Source organism: Azorhizobium oxalatiphilum (assembly GCF_014635325.1).
Taxonomy (GTDB): domain Bacteria; phylum Pseudomonadota; class Alphaproteobacteria; order Rhizobiales; family Xanthobacteraceae; genus Azorhizobium; species Azorhizobium oxalatiphilum.
This window is the reverse complement of record NZ_BMCT01000005.1, coordinates 338892-356867: the sequence shown is the minus strand read 5'-3', so window position 1 is coordinate 356867 and position 17976 is coordinate 338892. Positions and strand designations below refer to the sequence as shown.

21 protein-coding genes and 1 tRNA gene are annotated in these 17976 nt (G+C 68.4%); 7 read left to right on the top strand and 15 right to left on the bottom strand.

Features of this window, described 5'->3' with window-relative positions; translation table 11 throughout:
- From soxX to IEW24_RS18285, 6 genes are all read right to left on the bottom strand, one after another.
- Window positions 1–444, bottom strand: coding sequence for a sulfur oxidation c-type cytochrome SoxX (gene soxX / locus IEW24_RS18310; protein WP_244644525.1), 444 nt, complete (start codon window positions 442–444; stop codon window positions 1–3).
- Window positions 441–1703, bottom strand: coding sequence for an NAD(P)/FAD-dependent oxidoreductase (locus IEW24_RS18305; RefSeq protein WP_188581488.1), 1263 nt, complete (start codon window positions 1701–1703; stop codon window positions 441–443). Before IEW24_RS18305 ends, soxX begins: the two co-directional genes overlap by 4 nt.
- Window positions 1684–1986, bottom strand: a complete 303-nt coding sequence (locus tag IEW24_RS18300; protein ID WP_188581266.1) for a c-type cytochrome — start codon at window positions 1984–1986, stop codon at window positions 1684–1686. The genes IEW24_RS18305 and IEW24_RS18300 overlap by 20 nt, the downstream gene beginning before the upstream one ends.
- Window positions 1983–4157, bottom strand: a complete 2175-nt coding sequence (locus tag IEW24_RS18295; RefSeq protein ID WP_244644524.1) for a xanthine dehydrogenase family protein molybdopterin-binding subunit — start codon at window positions 4155–4157, stop codon at window positions 1983–1985. Before IEW24_RS18295 ends, IEW24_RS18300 begins: the two co-directional genes overlap by 4 nt.
- Before the next feature lie 10 nt (window positions 4158–4167).
- Window positions 4168–4629, bottom strand: a complete 462-nt coding sequence (locus IEW24_RS18290; protein ID WP_188581261.1) for a (2Fe-2S)-binding protein — start codon at window positions 4627–4629, stop codon at window positions 4168–4170.
- 239 nt (window positions 4630–4868) lie between these two features.
- Window positions 4869–5261 carry a c-type cytochrome gene (locus tag IEW24_RS18285; protein ID WP_188581259.1) on the bottom strand — a complete coding sequence of 131 codons (393 nt, stop codon included), beginning with the start codon at window positions 5259–5261 and terminating at the stop codon, window positions 4869–4871.
- 337 nt (window positions 5262–5598) lie between these two features.
- Here IEW24_RS18285 and IEW24_RS18280 point away from each other — a divergent pair, with 337 nt between their 5' ends.
- The gene (locus tag IEW24_RS18280) at window positions 5599–7086 is read left to right on the top strand and encodes a class I adenylate-forming enzyme family protein (protein ID WP_188581257.1); all 1488 of its coding nucleotides are present in this window, start codon (window positions 5599–5601) and stop codon (window positions 7084–7086) included.
- A 20-nt stretch (window positions 7087–7106) separates the two neighbouring features.
- Here the strand turns inward: IEW24_RS18280 and IEW24_RS18275 are convergent, their stop codons facing one another.
- The 4 genes from IEW24_RS18275 to IEW24_RS18260 form a co-directional block, all read right to left on the bottom strand.
- Window positions 7107–7394, bottom strand: a complete 288-nt coding sequence (locus IEW24_RS18275) for a hypothetical protein (protein ID WP_188581255.1) — start codon at window positions 7392–7394, stop codon at window positions 7107–7109.
- 143 nt (window positions 7395–7537) lie between these two features.
- Window positions 7538–7614 (bottom strand) — tRNA-Arg (locus tag IEW24_RS18270).
- Window positions 7615–7770: 156 nt separating this feature from the next.
- Window positions 7771–8076 carry an ETC complex I subunit gene (locus IEW24_RS18265; protein ID WP_188581253.1) on the bottom strand — a complete coding sequence of 102 codons (306 nt, stop codon included), beginning with the start codon at window positions 8074–8076 and terminating at the stop codon, window positions 7771–7773.
- A 157-nt stretch (window positions 8077–8233) separates the two neighbouring features.
- Complete coding sequence (locus IEW24_RS18260) at window positions 8234–8518, bottom strand: hypothetical protein (protein WP_188581251.1); 285 nt, start codon at window positions 8516–8518, stop codon at window positions 8234–8236.
- Window positions 8519–9264: 746 nt separating this feature from the next.
- Between IEW24_RS18260 and IEW24_RS18255 the strand changes: the two genes are divergently transcribed.
- The 4 genes from IEW24_RS18255 (at window position 9265) to IEW24_RS18240 (ending at window position 12487) form a co-directional block, all read left to right on the top strand.
- Entirely contained in the window at window positions 9265–10308 is a 1044-nt protein-coding gene (locus tag IEW24_RS18255) for a hypothetical protein (RefSeq protein ID WP_188581249.1), read from the top strand.
- Between the two features lie 70 nt (window positions 10309–10378).
- Window positions 10379–10825, top strand: coding sequence for an RrF2 family transcriptional regulator (locus tag IEW24_RS18250; RefSeq protein WP_188581248.1), 447 nt, complete (start codon window positions 10379–10381; stop codon window positions 10823–10825).
- A gap of 178 nt (window positions 10826–11003) precedes the next feature.
- The gene (locus IEW24_RS18245; RefSeq protein WP_188581246.1) at window positions 11004–11318 is read left to right on the top strand and encodes a hypothetical protein; all 315 of its coding nucleotides are present in this window, start codon (window positions 11004–11006) and stop codon (window positions 11316–11318) included.
- A 224-nt stretch (window positions 11319–11542) separates the two neighbouring features.
- Window positions 11543–12487: a glycosyltransferase family 2 protein gene (locus tag IEW24_RS18240; RefSeq protein ID WP_188581244.1), complete on the top strand. Its 945-nt coding sequence runs from the start codon at window positions 11543–11545 to the stop codon at window positions 12485–12487.
- Window positions 12488–12524: 37 nt separating this feature from the next.
- Here the strand turns inward: IEW24_RS18240 and IEW24_RS18235 are convergent, their stop codons facing one another.
- Window positions 12525–13337 (bottom strand): SDR family NAD(P)-dependent oxidoreductase, encoded by an 813-nt coding sequence (locus tag IEW24_RS18235; protein WP_188581242.1) that lies wholly within the window; start codon window positions 13335–13337, stop codon window positions 12525–12527.
- Between the two features lie 69 nt (window positions 13338–13406).
- Between IEW24_RS18235 and IEW24_RS18230 the strand changes: the two genes are divergently transcribed.
- Together IEW24_RS18230 and IEW24_RS18225 are read left to right on the top strand one after the other, a co-directional pair.
- The gene (locus IEW24_RS18230; protein ID WP_188581239.1) at window positions 13407–13868 is read left to right on the top strand and encodes a winged helix-turn-helix transcriptional regulator; all 462 of its coding nucleotides are present in this window, start codon (window positions 13407–13409) and stop codon (window positions 13866–13868) included.
- A 77-nt stretch (window positions 13869–13945) separates the two neighbouring features.
- Window positions 13946–14260, top strand: a complete 315-nt coding sequence (locus IEW24_RS18225; protein ID WP_188581237.1) for a hypothetical protein — start codon at window positions 13946–13948, stop codon at window positions 14258–14260.
- A 4-nt stretch (window positions 14261–14264) separates the two neighbouring features.
- On the opposite strand, the gene IEW24_RS18220 is transcribed toward IEW24_RS18225, so the two are convergent.
- The 4 genes from IEW24_RS18220 to IEW24_RS18205 all read right to left on the bottom strand — a co-directional run bounded on the left by IEW24_RS18220 (window position 14265) and on the right by IEW24_RS18205 (window position 17960).
- Window positions 14265–15134 carry a lytic transglycosylase domain-containing protein gene (locus IEW24_RS18220; RefSeq protein WP_188581235.1) on the bottom strand — a complete coding sequence of 290 codons (870 nt, stop codon included), beginning with the start codon at window positions 15132–15134 and terminating at the stop codon, window positions 14265–14267.
- Window positions 15135–15154: 20 nt separating this feature from the next.
- Entirely contained in the window at window positions 15155–16384 is a 1230-nt protein-coding gene (locus IEW24_RS18215) for a lytic murein transglycosylase (RefSeq protein ID WP_188581233.1), read from the bottom strand.
- The gene (locus IEW24_RS18210; RefSeq protein WP_188581232.1) at window positions 16381–16860 is read right to left on the bottom strand and encodes a VOC family protein; all 480 of its coding nucleotides are present in this window, start codon (window positions 16858–16860) and stop codon (window positions 16381–16383) included. Before IEW24_RS18210 ends, IEW24_RS18215 begins: the two co-directional genes overlap by 4 nt.
- 83 nt (window positions 16861–16943) lie before the next feature.
- Entirely contained in the window at window positions 16944–17960 is a 1017-nt protein-coding gene (locus tag IEW24_RS18205) for a GNAT family N-acetyltransferase (protein ID WP_188581230.1), read from the bottom strand.
- Window positions 17961–17976: the final 16 nt, after the last annotated feature.

Genomic DNA, 17976 nt, shown 5'->3' with positions numbered 1-17976 from the left:
CTACCCTTTCAGGCTGACGAGATAGGCGACGATATCCTCGATCTCGTCCGCCGTCAGGATGGCCTTGCCCTGCCACGGCCCGGCCACGCGGGCACCGGGCGCCACCCCGCCATAGACCGGCATGAGGCTGTCGGGGTTCAGGCGCTTCATATCCACCACCCTGAGGCGGATCTGGCCGGGGGTGAGCCGCCCGCCGATGCCGGCCAGACTGGGCGCCAGATTGCCCTGCATGTGCACCGGGGCGACAAGGCCGGAATGGCAGAGCACGCACAGGCTGAGCGTGCGATCCGCCACCAGCGCCGCTCCTCGTTCCGCATCGCCCTCATGGCCGGTGAGCGGCTCGGCGATGGCATCGCCCTCAATTTCATAGGAGGTGGCCACCGCCTGCGCATCGAAGCTCGGCCCCGCCAGCAGCAGGGCCGTGAGGAGCACGAACCGCCTCACGCGAACGCCTCCCCGGTGACGGTGGCAAACCACGCCTCCGCATAGGCCGCCTCCGTGGCGCGCACCTCGCTGGACGCATTCTGCGGGCTGAGCCCCCCTGCCCCCTCCACATCCGCCAGCAGGCCGTTCTTCGGCTGGTAGACGCCGGCAATGGAGATGGCATTGCCCGGTGCGAGGAGGCTGTAGCAGGTGTTCACCAGCTTCGGCGGTGCCGGCTCCCGCCCGGCCAGAAGCTCCACCACGGCGGCCGCGCACACCTTGGCCTGCCCATTGGCGGCAAAGGCCGATTTCGGCATGGCCCCGGCGATGGCCGCGTCTCCGATCACATGGATGCCGGGCCGCAGCCGGCTCTCGAAGGTCACGGGGTCGATGGGGCACCAGCCGGTGGCATCCGCCACGCCCGCCTGCCGGGCGATGGCGCCGGCGCGCTGGGGCGGGATGATGTTGGCCACATCCGCCGTGTGGCGGTCGAACTCGGTAACGAGGGTGCGCGTGACCGGGTCCACCTCGATCACCCGGCCACCGCCCGAGAGGCCCACCCATTCCACGAGGCCGGGATAAAGCTCCGCCCAGGCTGCCGTGAACAGGCGCTGCTTGGAGAAGGCATCCTTGGCATCGAGGATGAGGAGCTTGGAGCGCGGCTTGTGGGTCTTCAGATAATGCGCGATCAGGCTCGCCCGCTCATAGGGGCCGGGCGGACAGCGGAAGGGATTGGGCGGGGCGGAGATGATGACCGTGCCGCCGTCCTTCATGGTCTCCAGCTGGCGGCGCAGCAGCAGGGTCTGCTCGCCCGCCTTCCAGGCATGGGGCATCAGCCCGGCGGCGGAGGCGTCATAGCCGGGAAGGGCCTCGAAATTCATGTCGACGCCGGGGGCCATGACGAGGCGGTCGTAGGGAAGCTCCGTGCCGTCATCGAGTCGCACGCGGCGGGCGTCCGCATCCACCGCAGTGGCGGCACGGGCGGCGAGCGTGATGCCCGCGCCTTTCAGGCCGTCATAAGTGAAGGTCTGCGCCGACATCTCGCGCAGACCGGCGATGACCGCATTGGAGAAAGGGCACGCCACATAAGTGCCCGATGGCTCAACAAGTGTGACGTTCAGCCCCGCCGCCGCCAGCGCGCGGGCGCAGGTGGCCCCGCCGAAGCCACCGCCGATCACCACCACACGGCCGGGCGTCTGCGCACCCACAGAGGGCGCGGCCAATGCCGCCGCGCCTGCCGCCAGCCCCGCGAGCACCGCCCTACGGCTTGGGCGCGGCATCACGGGCGGCGAGCCAGTCGGCGATGGCGCGCGTCTCATCATCGGAAAAACCCTTGGCGATGCGGTCCATGACCGTGGCCTGCCGGCCGCCGTCGCGGAACGCCTGCATCTGCGAGACAATCTCACCGGCCGAACGGCCGGCGAGGCTGGGAATGGCACCCGCCGGGTTTGCCGGATGGCAGCCACCGCACGACAAAGCGCCGGGCGGTGCGGGCGAGGCCGCGACGGCAGGCCCCGTCAGGAAGACGAGGCCCGCCAGCGCGATCCGGCGCAAGCCCCTCATGCCAGCGAGTGGTTCTTCAGCGGCAGGGTGCGGATGCGCTTGCCGGTGAGGGCGAACAGCGCGTTCAACACCGCCGGTGCCGCCACCGCGATGGTCGGCTCGCCCACCCCGCCCCAGAAGCCGCCGGAGGGCATGGCGATGGTCTCCACCTTCGGCATCTGGTGCATGTGCACCACGTCGTAGCTGTCGAAATTCTCCTGCTCCATGCGCCCGCCCGCAACCGTGCATTCGCCATAGAGGCTGGCGGAGAGGCCATAGGAGAAGGAGCCCTCCACCTGCCGCTCCACCTGCGCCGGATTGACCACATGGCCGGGATCGGTGGCGGCGACGATGCGCAGGATCTTCAGCTCGCCATTCTCCACCGACACCTCGGCGGCGGCGGCCACATAGGAGCCGAAGCCCATGATCTGGGCGCAGCCGCGCGCCACGCCCTTGGGTGGGGGCGTATCCCAGCCGATGCGCTCGGCCGCCGCATTCAGCACCGCCAGATGCTTGGGGTGGTTGGCCATGAGCTTGCGGCGGAAGGCCAGCGGCTCGATGCCGGCGGCGTGCGCCAGCTCGTCCATGAAGCATTCCACATAGACGGCATTCTGGTTGAGGTTCACCCCCCTCCAGAAACCCGGCCTCACCGGCGGATTGCGCATGGCATGGTCGATGAGGATGTTGGGAATGGAATAGCCCAGCATGCCCTCGGGGCTCTTCGGCGTCAGGCCCTGAAACACCACAGGATCCATACCGCCGGCCATGGCCTCGGGCCGCACGAAGGCCATGATGGACTGGCCGGAAATGCGCATGTGCAGCGCCGTAAGGTTCCCCTGCTCATCAAGGGATCCGGTGAGCTTGGCCTGCGTGATGGGGTGATAGAACCCCTGCAGCATGTCCTCCTCGCGGCTCCACAGCAGCTTCACATGGGTGCCGGGGAACTGCTTGGCGACGAGCACCGCCTGCCGCACATAATCCTGAAACCCGCGCCGGCCGAAGCCGCCGCCGAGCAGCAATTTGTGCACCTCGCACTGGGCCGGCGGCAGGCCCGCGGCTTCCGCAGCCGCGGCAAGGCTGGCCTCGCCATTCTGGGTCGGCGCCCACACCTCGCAGCGGCCGTCCGTGAACAGGGCCGTGGCGTTCATGGGCTCCATGGTGGCGTGGTTCTGGAACGGATAGGCATAGGTCGCCGTCACCGTCTTCGCCGCCTTGGCGAGGGTGCCTTTCGCATCGCCCGCACTGTTGCCCACGAAGGCGTCCTGCGCCTCCAGCCCCTCCGCGAGCGTGGCGGCGATGGCAGCGCTGTCGAGGGCCTTGTGCGGGCCTTCGTCCCAGGTGATCGGCAGCGCATCAAGGGCGGTCTTGGCGTGCCACCATGTGTCGGCCACCACGGCGACGGTGGCGTCGTCCAGCTTCACCACCTTGCGCACGCCGGGCTTGTCCTTGATGGCGTCGGCATCGAAGGAGGCGATCTTGCCGCCGAAGTAAGGGCTCGCCTTCACCGCCGCATTCAGCATGCCGGGGAAGTTCAGATCGGCGCCATAGATCTGCTTGCCGGTGAGCTTGTCCTTGGTGTCGAGGCGCGGCAGCGGCTTGCCGGCGATGGTCCAGTCCTTGGGATCCTTCAGCGTGATGGCGCCCGGAGGCGGCACCTTGGCGGCGGCGGTCGCCACCGCGCCGAAGGTGGTGCTGCGGCCGGAGGCGGCATGGGTGATGACACCCTTCTGCGCCCGGCACTCGGCCGCAGGCACCTGCCATTGCTGGGCGGCGGCGGTGATCAGCATCTGCCGGGCGGCGGCCCCGCCCTGCCGCACAAGCTGCTCGGATTCACGGATGCCCCGGCTGCCGCCGGTGGAGAAATTGCCCCACACGCGGCTGCGCTTGAGGTTTTCCGACGGGCCGGGGAATTCGGTGGTCACGCGGGACCAGTCGCATTCCAGCTCCTCGGCCACCAGCTGGGCGAGGCCGGTGAGCGTGCCCTGCCCCATCTCGGAGCGGGCGACACGGATGACCACGGTCTCGTCCGGCTTCACCACCACCCAGGCGTTCACTTCCGGGGCAGCGGCCGGCGCACCCTGCGCCAGCGCCTCGGAGGAGAACGGCAGATGGAAGCCGAGCGAGAGGCCGCCGATGGCGGCAGCGGAGCCGACGACGAAGCGGCGGCGGGAGAGTTGCGGTTGTGCGTTCATGTCCGCCTCCTCAGCCCGCATTGCCGCGTTCGGCGGCCATGTGAATGGCTGCCCGCACCTTGTTGTAGGTGCCACATCGACAGATGTTGGTGATCTCCTGATTGATAATCTCGTCTGTCGGCTTGGGGTTCTGCTCCAGCAGGCTGGCGGCGGCCATGATCATGCCGGACTGGCAGTAGCCGCATTGCGGCACATCCAGCGCCAGCCATGCCTTCTGCACCGGATGGCTGCCATCAGGCGAAAGCCCCTCGATGGTGACGATCTTCTGCGCCTCCTCCACTGCGCTGATGGGCAGGCCGCAGGAGCGGGTGGGCACGCCGTCGATATGCACGGTGCAGGCGCCGCACATGGCGATGCCGCAGCCGAACTTGGTGCCGGTAAGGGCGAGCTGCTCGCGCAGCACCCACAGCAGCGGCGTGTCCGGGTCCACATCGACCTCACGGACCTGACCATTCACGTTGAGACGAGGCATGGACGGCTCCCCTTTCATGCGACCGGATGAAGTTCGGTTCTGGATTGCGGCTTGGCAAAAAGCGTCGGCGGTACGCAGCTTGGTCGGCGGTACGCGGCCATGGGGCGGCAGGCTCTGCGAGCCGTTCTTGACCTGACGCTAGGCGCGCCCTGTCGCAGAAACGTGCCTCTCCGGCCGGCCCTTTGTCGCAAGATGTCGCGAAGTCTGGGCCTTGATGAGAATTGTTACAACTCGAATCCTCAGCCGCCCGCCTGCGCCTTCAGGAAAGCGATGATGGCGGCGCGCTGGTCGGCACTGGTGACGGAGATGGTCATGGTCGAGCCCGGCACCACGCCGCGCGGATTGGCGAGGTAGGTCTCCAGCGTGGCCTCGTCCCAGGTGAGGTTGGCGCCCTTCATGGCGTTGGAATAGCGGGCGCCCTCCACGCTGCCGGACGTGCGGCCGAACACGCCGGCAAGGCTCGGCCCCACGCGGTTCTGTCCCTCGACGGTGGTATGGCAAGTCGCGCAGCGGGCCTTGAACAGGCGCTCGCCCTCGGCCGCCTCCTGCGCCTGGGCGGGTGCCGCGAAAAGCAGCGGGGAAACGACAAGGCACAGCACGGCACGCGTGATCTTCAGGGGCAAGGTGTTCATGCAGGTCTCGATGAGGCAGGAAGCCGCCGACGCGCCGGCAAGGCCGGCGGCAGGGCTGGGATGGCGGGAGATGCGATGGAGGACGAACCGCCCCTCGACACCGCGTGACCGGCCTGAAACTGCCGTTGACCCTTCGCAGAAATGTGCCGGTAAACAGAGGCTGTGTCGCAAGATGTATCGTTTCGGCATGGCAGCGGAGAGCCGGTTACAAATGCCCCGCTGTGGGGCTGAGCGGACCGTATCGACTGTTGATCAATAGCTTGCACGCCCCCGGCGGGCGGTGCATTCATGCCTCCACGCATCCCCATGGGCGGGCGATGCGCAGCGGGGGCACGGCATGAGCGCGGACACTTTCATCCATCGCCTGACGGACCGCCTCGCCGCCGATCCCGCCCGGACCGTCTTCATCTACGAGGACGGCGCCATGGATGCGGGCGCCGTACTCTCCCGCATCCAGTTCCATGCCCGCGCCCTCGCCGCGCGTGGGATCGGGCGCGGAACCCTCCTCTCCCTCTTCGCCCCCACGGCGCCAGATGCCATCTGCCTGCGCTACGCGGCGAGCCTGCTGGGCGCGGCCACCTGCTATCTCTCCGCCCCGCCCTCCGCCGCCATGCGCGCCGCGCTCATCGCCAAGATCGCCCCCACCCTGCTGGTGGTGTTCCCGCAGACGCGCGCGCTGTTGCCACCCGGTCTCGACGTGCCCGTGCGCGCCGTGGGCGACTGCGGGCCGGACCTCGCCCGCCTCGATCAGGATGTGCCCGAGGGCGACGACATCGCCTGTCAGGCCCTCCCCGAGGATCTGGGCGTCATCCATTCCTCCGGCGGCAGCACCGGCCTGCCCAAGGGCAGCTGCCGTGACTTCGCCACCTATTCCCGCATGGTGGACGGCCCGCCGAATCCTGCGCGGCGCCAACTGGTCAACGGCCGCCTCGCCTATCTCTCCGGCGTGATGGTGGACGCCACCCTGCTGGGCGGCGGCACGGTGGTGCTGCGCGACGGCTTCAGCATCGCCGACACGCTGGCCCAGATCGAATCCCAGCGCATCACCGACCTCTTCCTCGTGGAGCCGCAGTTGTTCGAGTTGATGGACGACCCGGCGCTGGCGGACACCGACATCTCCTCCCTGCGCATGATCGTCCATATCGGCGCCTCGGCTCCCGCCGTGCTGCGCCAGCGGGCGCGGGCGCGTCTCGGGGCGGTGGTGGCCCATCCTTATGGTGCCAGCGAGCAGGGCGTCGTCACCTTTCTCTCCCCTGCCGAGCATGACCCCGGCCTGCCCGAGCGCTTCACCAGCGCGGGCCGGCTCGTGCCGGGTGTGGATTTGCGACTGCGCAAGGCCGACGGCACGCTCGCCGCCACCGGCGAGCCGGGCCTGATCGAGACCCGACCCGCCAACATGGCCCAGAGCTATCGCCATCAGCCCGACCTGAGCACGACGGCCTTCGCGGACGGCTGGTACCATTCCGGCGACATGGGCGTGCTGGATGCGGCTGGCTATCTGCACGTGCTCGGCCGCGCCGACGACATCACCGGCACGGGCGACGCTCTCGTCACCTCCACCGGCCTCGAGGACACGCTCTGCCGCCTGCCGGGCGTGCGCTATGCGGTGGTGGTGCTCGACCGCGACAGCGGCCGGCGCGTGGCGGCGGTGGAGCCCTGGCCGGGCGGCGAGATCGACCGGGACGCCTGCACCGCGGCTCTTGCCGAAGCCTATGGCGCCGAAGTGGCCGACGCGACGGCGATCATCCCCCTTCCCCGCGTGCCCCGCACCGAACAGGGCAAGCCGGACCGGCAGGCGATCAAGGAACTGGGCGCGGGGGCCTGACCGAACCGGGAGCGTCTTGCTCAGAGCGTTTTGCCGGTCTCCGCCGCCAGAGCGCTGCGCACATCATCCAGGATGCGCGTCATTTCCCGCTCCACGGCCACCTCGAAGGCGACGGCCCCATCCGCCTCGACTCCGGGATCTTCGTGCGCATCACGAAAGAGTTCGCGCTGCTCGATCCGGGCTGCAAGACGCGCCCGCATGGTCTCGTTCTCCGCGATGGTGGAGAGCAGAAGGATCAGGAGTTGCCGGTGTGCCGCGATGACGGCATCCATCTCGGCTGGGGATCGCACGTGACCCGTGTCGTCCATGTCAGGCTCCCTCGTTTTCTCCTCAACGGGGGGAGCCGCCATGCTGTTCCGGCCTGCGCGAAGACGGCGGGGCAGAACGGAACAGGCAGACGGGTGAATTTGCCGGAATAGCGACTGGCGAGAAGCCTAAGCCATTTAAATCATGGCGACCCCGGCAGGGCTCGAACCTGCGACCTGCCGCTTAGAAGGCGGCTGCTCTATCCAGCTGAGCTACGGGGCCATGCGCCGACGCATATCGCGCAAACCGCCTTTAGCACAAGGCTGTGCATCCTGCGCCAGATGCAAACGGGCGCAGGGGCGTCGTCCACGCGAAATGCCTCGGGAGACAAGGCCAGAGCCGGCGGCAGCCCGGTGGCCTGACGCCCTCAATCGACCCTCAGTGGGTCCACTGCCCCACGCGGGAATGGGCGAAATTATCGGAATAAGCCATCTTGCGGCGGGCCGGCTCGTGCGGCTCGGTCACGTGGTACGGGATGCCCTTGCGCTCGCAATAGGCCACCGCTTCCTCGCGGGTCTCGAAGGTGAGGCGCACCTGGCTCGTCATGTCGGTGGTGCTGGTGTAGCCCATCAGGGGCTCCACGGCGCGGTCGCGCTCCGGCTCGAATTCCAGCACCCAGTGCTTGGTCTTGGCCACACCGGACTGCATCGCATTGCGGGCCGGCTTGTAGATGCGTGCCACCATGGTTCGCTCGCCTGATCCATCTTGGAGGCGCGGGACAGCCGCGCCCTCTCACTCTGTAACCGATCTATAATCAGAGCGGATGCGCCTGACAACGCGGCGCGTGGCGGCATGCGCCCGCCTGCCAGCCCGAGGACAGCCAGAGGGGCGCGGGCGCCTCTCAGGGCTTGAGCATGGCGAGGCAGCCGCCGGCCGCCTCGGCGTCGGTCTTGGCATTTGCACGGCCGATGCTGCCGCCCATCACCAGGGAGCGGGTCTTCTCCGTCACCACGTCGCGGATGTTGGCGGTGGGGGTGATGGCCGGCGCGCTGGCCTTGTAGATGGTCTTGCCATCGGCGGAGAGGCCGGCGGCGCAAGCCTCCGAGGACGCCTTGTCGGCAAGGGCCGGAGCGGTGGAGCCGATCAGGCAGGCGGCCAGCAGGCAGGCCAGACGGGTCGAAATCATGAGTGTCTCCTGGGGAATCAGCGGCACCGTCCCGGCGCACGGGATGGGCGGAGGAAATGGAAGGCCGGCAGAGGCGCGCAAACCGGGGCGCACGCGAAAACCGGGGGGTGCACCCATGGGCAGACCGGTGCAAATACCCATGGGCGGGCAGATGCGGCGGGGGCTTTCGCCCCTTTGCACACTGCCCTAACGCACCCCCGCGCGGTTGACAGGCCCCCCTGTATTCACCCCCGCACCCGGAGCACCGACGCCGACGCCCGGCGCCAGCCCAACTCCGGCGGCGCCGGCACCGGCACCGGGAAGAACCCCGACACCGGTGCCATTGCCCTTCGGCACGCACCCCACCGGATAGCCCGGCCGGGTGCAAACGACAGCAGCCGTCGGCCGGGCCACGCAGCCCTTCGGCACCCCCACGGCGCGGCAATAGACGACGGCACCAGCCGGAAGCGTCAGCGATGGAATCGCGGCGAATGCCGCGCCCAGCGCAATGAACATGTGGAAAAGACTGCGGGATCTCTTCGACATTACAACAACCTTCCGGAGGTTGATGGTCCGCGCGACGCTTCCCAGGTGCGCTTGACGTGCGCCAGCGTTAGAATGGGGCTGGCGTGACCTCAATGGCGATTTCTGGCCACGTCACCACTCGCCCCCCGGAGAGCGGGGAGCGAGAGCACAGACGCCGTTAGAACGTGCACCGGCAGAGGGGTAATGATGACGCGACAGGGCGCGAGGACGTCTTGAGCGGGATGTCGGATCTCGATCGGCGGCGAAGCCCGGCCTTGGCCGCGCTGGACGATGGCCACCATATCGCCGCGAGCAGGGATGCCTATGGCACCGTCCCGTGGCGGAGCGAGGCGGATACGTCCAGCCCTGCCCCTCTGGACCCCGTGGCCGCCGTGGCCGCCATGGCGCCCCGGATCGCGGCCATGCGGGCGCACCCCGCCTTTTCCAAAGCCATGCTGAGCTGGGCGGACAATCTCGTCGGCCATTATGACGGCAACCGCCTGCTCAACCGCCTGCTGAACGACCGCGAGCGCGCCATGTTCGCGCTCATGGCGCTCTATCTCAACGCCACGCCGGACGAAACCGGCGCCGGCCTCACCGCCGGGCGCATCATCGGCCTGTGCACCGAGACCGGCCTGTGCAGCCGCGGACGCGCCAAGGCCATGCTCGTGCTGATGCGCTGGGCCGGCTATGTGGACGTCAAACCTGCCCTGCCCGGCGCCGACAAGCGCCAGCGCCCGCTGGTGCCGACCGCCCTCTTCATCTCCCACCAGACCGAACGGTGGCGGGCCATCTTCGCGGCGGCCAGCCATGTGGACCCGCTGGCCGGGGTGGCGCTGGCACGGCTGGACGATCAGGATTTCCGGCGCATCGTGCTGCGCTATCTCCTCACGCGCTTCCGGTCCGGCGAGCGTGTGCTGGATCATGCCCCGGCGCTGACCCTGTTCGCCGCCCGCGACGGCGGGCTGATGGTCCTGCTCGCCCTCGCCCTCTCCGGTGTGCGCGACGGGACCTTTCCACCGGAGGACACCATCATGTCGCCGGTTGCGTCGCTTGGTCGCCGTTTCCATGTGTCCCGCGCCCATGTGCTGAAGCTGCTGCGGGATGCGGAGGCGGCAGGCCTCGTGGAGCGCGCGGCGGGCGCATCCGGCGGCGTACGCCTGTTGCCGCCGCTCAGGTCCGCCATCGCCGATTTCTTCGCCGCCGTCTTCCTGCTGTTCCTGGAAGGCGCTGCCGCGGCCCTGCCCCAGCCCGCCTCTTCCGGGGCCGGGCAACCGCCCGCCTGACCCTGCTGCTGCTCGCCGTGTGTTGACCTTCGAGCAACTCCAACCCATAAGCCCGGTGTGAGGGCGTGAAATGCTGACGAAAAAAGGCAAGTACGGGTTGAAGGCGGCCGTTCATCTGGCACGCCTGTTGCCGGGCGAGTCCAATCAGGTGGCCGAGATCGCGGACGCCAACCAGATCCCGAAGAAATTTCTCGACGTGATCCTGGGCGAGCTGCGCAACGCCGGCTTCCTGTCCAGCAAGAAGGGCAAGGCGGGCGGCTACAAGCTGGCGAAGCCGGCCGAGGATATCGTTGTCGGCGACATCATCCGCGCCCTTGACGGCCCGCTCGCGCCCATCCCCTGCGCCAGCCGCAACTCCTTCGTGCCGTGCGAGGACTGCGACGTGGAGCAGTGCGAGGTCCGCCGCATCATGGTGAAGGTGCGCGATGCCATGGGCACGGTGCTGGACACCTTCAGCCTCGCCGAAATGCGCGACCTGCGGCAGGACAAGCTCTCCGCCTTCGTGGACTACATCTGACCCCCCTGAGCACAACCCGAAGGTCCCCCGGCTGATCGGTTGCAAGGTCGGCAAAATCCTCGGCTTGCAACGCTTGCAAGCTATGATTTTATTGAGGTGACGAGACAACCAAAAGATGTATTACTCCCATCCGGCACCGCCATGGGTTGGCGGCTGCCCATTGCAAATGGGGGAAACGATGACTGTTGAAGCTGATGTTGTAACCATTCCCCGCGCCAATGCCGTTGATGTGCATGTGGCGTCCGAGTTTGGACTTCTCATTCTTTCCGGAGCCAGCGCGGTGGTCTCCACGATTCCGGGCGGCATCACCATTGCGATCAATGTGCCGCCGCCGGGGGCCGATTTCACCGTGGGCACCCAATACCGTGTCGGTGGCCACCTGCTGAAGGGCGGCACCTTCTCCTGCCCCAACGCCGAGTTCATCGGCTATGGCGCGGGCGTGCTCCACAACGTCGCCACCTTCCGCGGGCCGACCGCCCTGCCGCCGAAGTAATCTTCGCGTTTTCGGGCGCTCCCACGGGAGCGCCCACCTGCACGCGGCTGTCCTGACAAAGAGCTTTGCCCGCCGACCGAAACGCCAGGTCAAAGCGCCCGCCCTCAGGCAAGGGGGGATGGCGGCGGGGTGAGTACCGGCGATCCGCTTCCAAAGGGCCGAAAGACGCTTTAGCATCGCGCAAGTTGCAATCGTCCGCTCTCCGGCGGGCCTCGGAGCCTTGCATGACGCCCCGCCTCAGCGTGGTCATTCCCAGCCGGAACTGCCTCGAATATCTGCCGGCGGCCATCGCCAGTATCCGCGCCCAGAGCGAAGGCCCCGACGGCATCGGGGACGTGGAAATCGTGGTGGTGGACGACGGCTCCACCGACGGCACCGACGCCTTCCTGGCCGACATGGCGACCCGCGATCCGTTGCTCACGCCGCTGGTGCACGAGCCTGCCGGCGTCTCCGCCGCGCGCAATGCCGGCCTCGACGTGGCGCGGGCACCGATCATCGCCTTCCTTGATGCGGACGATCAGTTCTTCCCCGGCGTGCTGAAGGCGCGACTGGAACTGATGGAGCGCGATCCCTCCGTCAGCCTCGCCTTCGCGGATGTGGAATCCGTGACGCCGGAGGGCGTGGTGCTCGGCCGGCAGTTCACCTACTGGCCCTATTTCCGGCGCTGGATCGCAGGGCGCACCGGCCTGCTCGACCTCGGCAAGGACGCCTTCGCCATGATTCTGGCGGAGACGGTGTGCGGCACCTCGACCGTGATGGCGCGCAAGAGCAGCATCGATCAGGTGGGCGGCTTCGACACCCGCTACCGCATCGGCGAGGACTGGGACCTCTGGCTGAAGCTGTGCGAGGTGGGCCGGGTCTATTGCGACACGGTCTGTTCCACGCGCTACCTGAAGCGCCCCGGCTCCGCCTCCAAGGACACGGCGGAACTGGTCCGTTCCGTGCGGCAGATTTTCCGCGAGCGGGTGCCGAACCCGTCCCTCGTTCCGCAGCCTTACCGCAACATCGCCAGGGCCCGGCTGCTCACCTCCGACGCCATGCTGTCGCGGGAGAAGGACCAGCGCCTGAAGGCGCTGTGCCAGCAGGGCACGGCCTTCCTGCTCGCCCCCAATGCCAACGCCGCCCGCGACGCCGCCTTCGATGCCGCGCGCTTCCTGCGGGTGAAGTGAGCGACGGCTCGCCTCTGCCGGCGAGCCGTCCCGCGCCTCACGCCGCCACGGGCACCCGATAGCGTTCGGCGGGCAGGCGCTCGGAGAGGTTGGGCAGCAGAGCGATGCGGGCCGCCTCATGGGCGGTCCAGAGGCCCTCGTCCGCGAGCGGGGGAATCGTCACCACCTCGCCCGCATCGAAGCCGGCCAGCGCGGCATCCACCAGATCCCCCACGGCCATCACCTTGCCGGGCAGGATGGCGTCGATGTCGGTGCCGGTCTTTTCCCAGATCTCGGTGCGGGTGGCGCCGGGCAGCACGGCCTGCACGCGCACGCCGGTGTCCTTCAGCACGAGGGCCAGCTTCTGCGAGAGGTTCAGCACATAGGCCTTGGAGCCGCTATAGGCGCTGCCGGACAGTTCCGGTGCCAGCGCCAGCACCGAGGACAGATTGATGATGGCCCCCGCCCCCCGTGCGGCAAATGCCTTTGCGGCGGCGGCCGCGAGCACGGTGGGCGCGGTGACGTTGACCGACACCAGACGCTCCAGATCCTCCGTGCCGTTCTGCAGCAGATCGCCTTCCAGCGCGAGGCCGGCATTGTTCACCAGCACGCTGATGGCCGCGTCATCGGCGAGGCGGCCGGCGATGCGCGCCCGCCCCTCCTGCGTGGCGAGATCGGCGGGCAGCACCTCGACGGTGCGGCCGGTTTCGGCGCGCAGGCGTGTCGCCAGTGCCTCCATGCGTGCCACGTCGCGGGCAACGAGGACGAGATCATGGCCGCGCCGGGCGAGGCGATCGGCATAGACGGCGCCGATACCCGTGGAGGCACCCGTGACGAGGGCGGTGCCGGCGAGCGTGGAAAGAGTGGTCATTGGGGATACTCCGGATCGGCCCGGAATGGGTCGCTTGCAAAAAGCTACGCACATCACTATCATTTTGCAATGGACAAAAATCAACTTCGCACGGGCGTCTGCCCCGTGGGCCGTGGACTGAGCGTGGTGGGCGACACGTGGAGCATGCTGATCCTGCGGGATGCGGGCTTCGGGCTGACGCGCTTCGACCAGTTCCGCGCCAGCCTCGGCATCGCCCCCAACATCCTCACCGGCCGCCTGAAGGCGCTGTCCGAGGAGGGGCTCCTGGAGAAGCGCCTTTATTCCGAGCGCCCGCCGCGCGAGGAGTATGTGCTGACGGCGAAGGGGCGTGATTTCCTGCCCGTTCTGTTCGTCATCGCCGGCTGGGCGCGCGCCCATGTGGGCGACGGCCCCCTGAGCCGGGTGGTGGATGCGGAAACCGGCGCGCCGGTGGACCCCATGGTGGTGGACCGCGCCACCGGCGCGCCCATCGGCACCCGCCCGCTGCGGTTGGAACGACCGGACACCGGGACCGCCTCCGGGCAAGCTTGATGGCATACGATCAAGGGGTTGGTGGCTGAGGCGCGATCACGCCGCCCCTTGGCCGCCCCATGTGCAGGAAGAATTCGATGCCGATTGCTGACTTCGTCCACCATGTCGGCGGCTTATCGCAGAACGACGAAGGTGCCCGCGCGCTTTCAGCCGGCCTTGCGGATGCGCACACCTTGCAGGCTTATGCCGCCGGCCATGGCATCGCACTGTCCGAGGCCGAGGCCGACGCCATCATCGACGCGACTCGGTCCACGTCCGCCGACGGCGTGCGGTCACTGACCGATGCGGACCTCGACAGCGTCAACGGCGGCGGAACGCCGGAAGGGCTCAGCCGGATCATGGACATCATCCATTCGTCCATCGTACCGCAGAACCTGCCGAAGAAGCCGTGAGGCGCTAGTTCGCCAGCACAATGCAGGACGCGCCCGCGGCTTTCAGGCGGGTGCAGGCCGCATTGGCCTCCTGACGGGTCTGCGCCGGCATGCGCACCCGGTAGAAGGGCGCGCGCCCCCGCCCCGCCAGCCGCGTGCCGATGATCATGGGCTGGGTGTCGGCGAACACCGCCGAAATCGCCTTCGCCTGCCGCTGATAGGCCGCCAGAGCGGCGCTCTTCGACACCGCGCCCGCCACCTGAATGCCCCAGGGCGAGAATTCCGCATTGGCAACTACGCCACTCGTCCCTGCCCCGCGCCGGAGCGCGGCCACCACCGTGCGGCAGCCCTCTGCCGGGACGGCATCCCCGGCCTTCGTGTCCCGCCCCGCCTGCTTCCAGTCCTCCGCGCTGCGCCCGGTGATGGCCAGCACATAGGCGCGGGTTTCCGACGGCAGGCCGGAGCGGCCGGCAAGAAACGCCTGCACCCGCCCCGGCCCCGCATTATAGGCCGCCGCCGCCAAGCCGAGATTACCGAAGGCGCGCGCATGGTCCGCCAGCAGATGGGCGGAGGCGGGCAATGCGGCTTCGGGATCGAAGGGATCGGCCAGCCCGCGCTCGGCGGCGGTGCCCGGCATGAATTGCGCGATGCCCTGCGCCCCCTTGGAGCTGACCACCCACAGGCGGAACGAACTCTCCTGCCAGATCAGCCGGGTGAAGAACGGCACCGGCAGAGCGTTGGCCTTGGCCGCATCCTCGATCAGCCGGCAGAGCGCATCATCCATGGCCTCGCCCGCGCGCTGGGCTTTCGCGGGCGCGGCGGACAGCACGCAGGCGGCAACGAGGATGAGGATGATGCCCCGCCTGCCTGCGCGCCCTCCGTCATGGTGCGGCATGACGCTGGCGCTCCCTGCCTTCAGCGCGCCGCGCGCATGGATTGCAGCACGCTCTCGCTCGGCCAGCAGTCCACCTTCAGCCCGGCCTGCTTCTGATAGGCGCCGAGCGCGGAGCGGGTGAGCATGCCCGCCTTGCCATCCACCTTGTCCTTATAGAGGCCGAGCCCCGCCAGATGGGTCTGCATCGCTTCCACCGAAGACGTGTGCAGCTGGCGCGAGGCGGACCATGGGGTGGCGAAGGGTTTTGGGTCGCTCATGCGGTCGGCGAGATGGCCCACGAACAGCACATAGAGGTCGGAGAAATTGTACTCCTTGATCACGAAGTAATTCTTCGTGACAAGGAAGGACGGGCCATAGAGCCCCTCCGGCTGGAGCAGCGAGGCCGGCTGCGCCTGCTCGGCCGCCGAGAGCTTCTGCCCGCGCACCGGCACGAACCCCGCTCTCAGCCACTCGCCAAGGCTGGCCTGCACCTCGGGCACCGCCAGCGTGCAATCCGCATTGGCCGGCGGGCGCACCTCATAGGCCCAGCGCACGCCGCCTTGCCAGCCCTTGCCCACCAGTTGGCTGGCGGCGGAGGCTAGCGCATCGGGCACGGAGCCCCAGATGTCCGCCCGCCCGTCGCCATCGAGATCGACGCGATGGGCATAATAGTCCGAGGGCAGGAACTGGGTCAGGCCTGTTGCCCCCGCCCATGAGGCGCGAAACGCCTTGCGGCTCACCACGCCCTCGTCGAGGATCTTCAGGGCGAGGATGAATTCGGTGCGATACTGCTCCTTGCGGCGGCCCACATAGGCCTGCGTCGCCGTCACGCGCAGAGCATCATAAGGCGAGGTGTAGCGGCCGAAATCGGTCTCCCGCCCCCAGATGGCCAGCACCACGGAGGCCGGCACGCCGAAGCGGCGCTCGATCTCCTCCAGCGCCGCGCGATGCTGCTGCATGAGCCGCCGCCCCTCGTTGGCGAGGCGGGCGATGGTGGCTTCCTTCACATAGTCCGCCGGCACCTGCACGAATTCCGGCTGCGCCCGCGCGCCCGTGGCCGGGCGACCGCCCAGAACGAGGTCGGGCAGCTTGTAATCGGGCTCAAGGCCGCGCGTCTCGCGCTCGAACGTGGCGCGCGACACGCCCGCCGCCTGCGCCTCCGGCCAGAGCGAGGCGATGAAGGCCGTGAAAGCGGCATCCGCCGCGCGGGCGGGGGCCTGCGCGGTCAGTGCCACCAGCAGAACGGCAAGGAGGAAACGCGGAAAAATCATCCGCGCCGCGCCCGCTCGATGGCGGCGACGTCAATCTTGGTCATATCCATCATCGCCTCGAACGCCCGTTTGGCTTCCTCGCCACCGACGGCCAGCGCCTCGGTGAGCACGCGCGGCGTGATCTGCCAGGAAATGCCCCATCTGTCCTTGCACCAGCCGCAGGCGCTCGCCTGCCCGCCATTGGCGATGATGGCATCCCAATAGAGATCGGTCTCGGCCTGATCATCGGTGGCGATCTGGAAGGAGAAGGCCTCCGTATGCTTGAACGCCGGCCCACCATTGAGCCCAAGGCACGGCACGCCGGCCACGGTGAACAGCACTGTCAGCACATCCCCCGCCTTGCCGGAGGGATAGTCGCTCGGGGCGCGATGGACGGCATCCACGGAGCTGTCGGGAAAAATCTCCGCATAGAAGCGGGCGGCGGCCTCGGCGTCCTTATCGTACCAGATGCAGATCGTGTTCTTGGGGGTTGGCATGGCGCTTCCTTCCGTCTTTTTTGCGTTTTGCGCTGACCTTCAGAAATGCCCCGCGCCCCTGCACCGTTCCGCAGGCGCGCGCCTCAATCCCGGTCCCCGCCCTCGATCGCCATCTCGCCCTTCGCCACCGGCAGGCCGTCCATGGGCCGGGCCAAGGCGCCGAAACACAGCGGCATGGTGGAGCGTGACACGAAGCCGGCGCGGCGAAGCAGTGTCTGCGTCTGCGGATCGCTGGTGAAGAAGAAGGCCGAGCGCGCGCGCCGCGCGATGCCAATGCGCAGCAACTCGTGGATCGCAGCAAGCCGGGCCTCGTCCGAGCCCAGCAAGGCGTTGATGCGCAGCAGGGGGCGGCCGCCGGGGTCGTTGTCGTCGGACGGCAGGTCGAAGACGGCGATCGCATCCGGCGCATCGGGCGCGCCCAGAACGAGCCGCTCGTAGGAGCCGCCCGGTTCGGCGCCATAGCGCCAGCGCAACCAGTCCGGCGTGTGGTTCACCCGGCAGCGGGCCTGAGAGGGCACGGGCCGGGGCGTCGGAAACGGGGTCTGCGGCGTCACCTTCTCCACCACGCATTCGCCCGCCGTTCCGGCCATCCGAACCTGCAGGGCGATGACCTTGTCGAGCAGCGGCGCAACAAGAGCGGGAATGCGCTTCGGCACCGCCAGCGGCCGGACCATGCGGGCCATCTCGTCCAGATGCCGCCAGTCCAGCTTGGTCATGAACATGGGGTAGGAATTCTCGTTGGGCAGGCCATAGACCAGCCCATAGCCGCGCCGCGCGCCTTCCGCATAGCAATGGCGCGCCAGCGTCACCGACATGTTCTGCCGCCGGTGATCGGAATGGGTCATGGTGTCCACGGACTGGGCGCCCATGATCGGCTCGCCGTCCAGCAGCATGGGGGTCGGGATCACCGCATAGAGGCCCACCACCTGTTCGCCCACCAGCGCCACGGAGGCGAGCGGGCCATAGGGGCCGTCGAACAGCTTCCAGCGCAGGAAATCCTCGGAGACCTTCACGCCCCAGGTGATCTCATAAAGATCGCGGATGCCCGGCAGATGACGAAGGTCGGCGAGTTCGGGCTGCCAGAGGATGGAAGTGGCCATGGTCTCGATGCGTCCT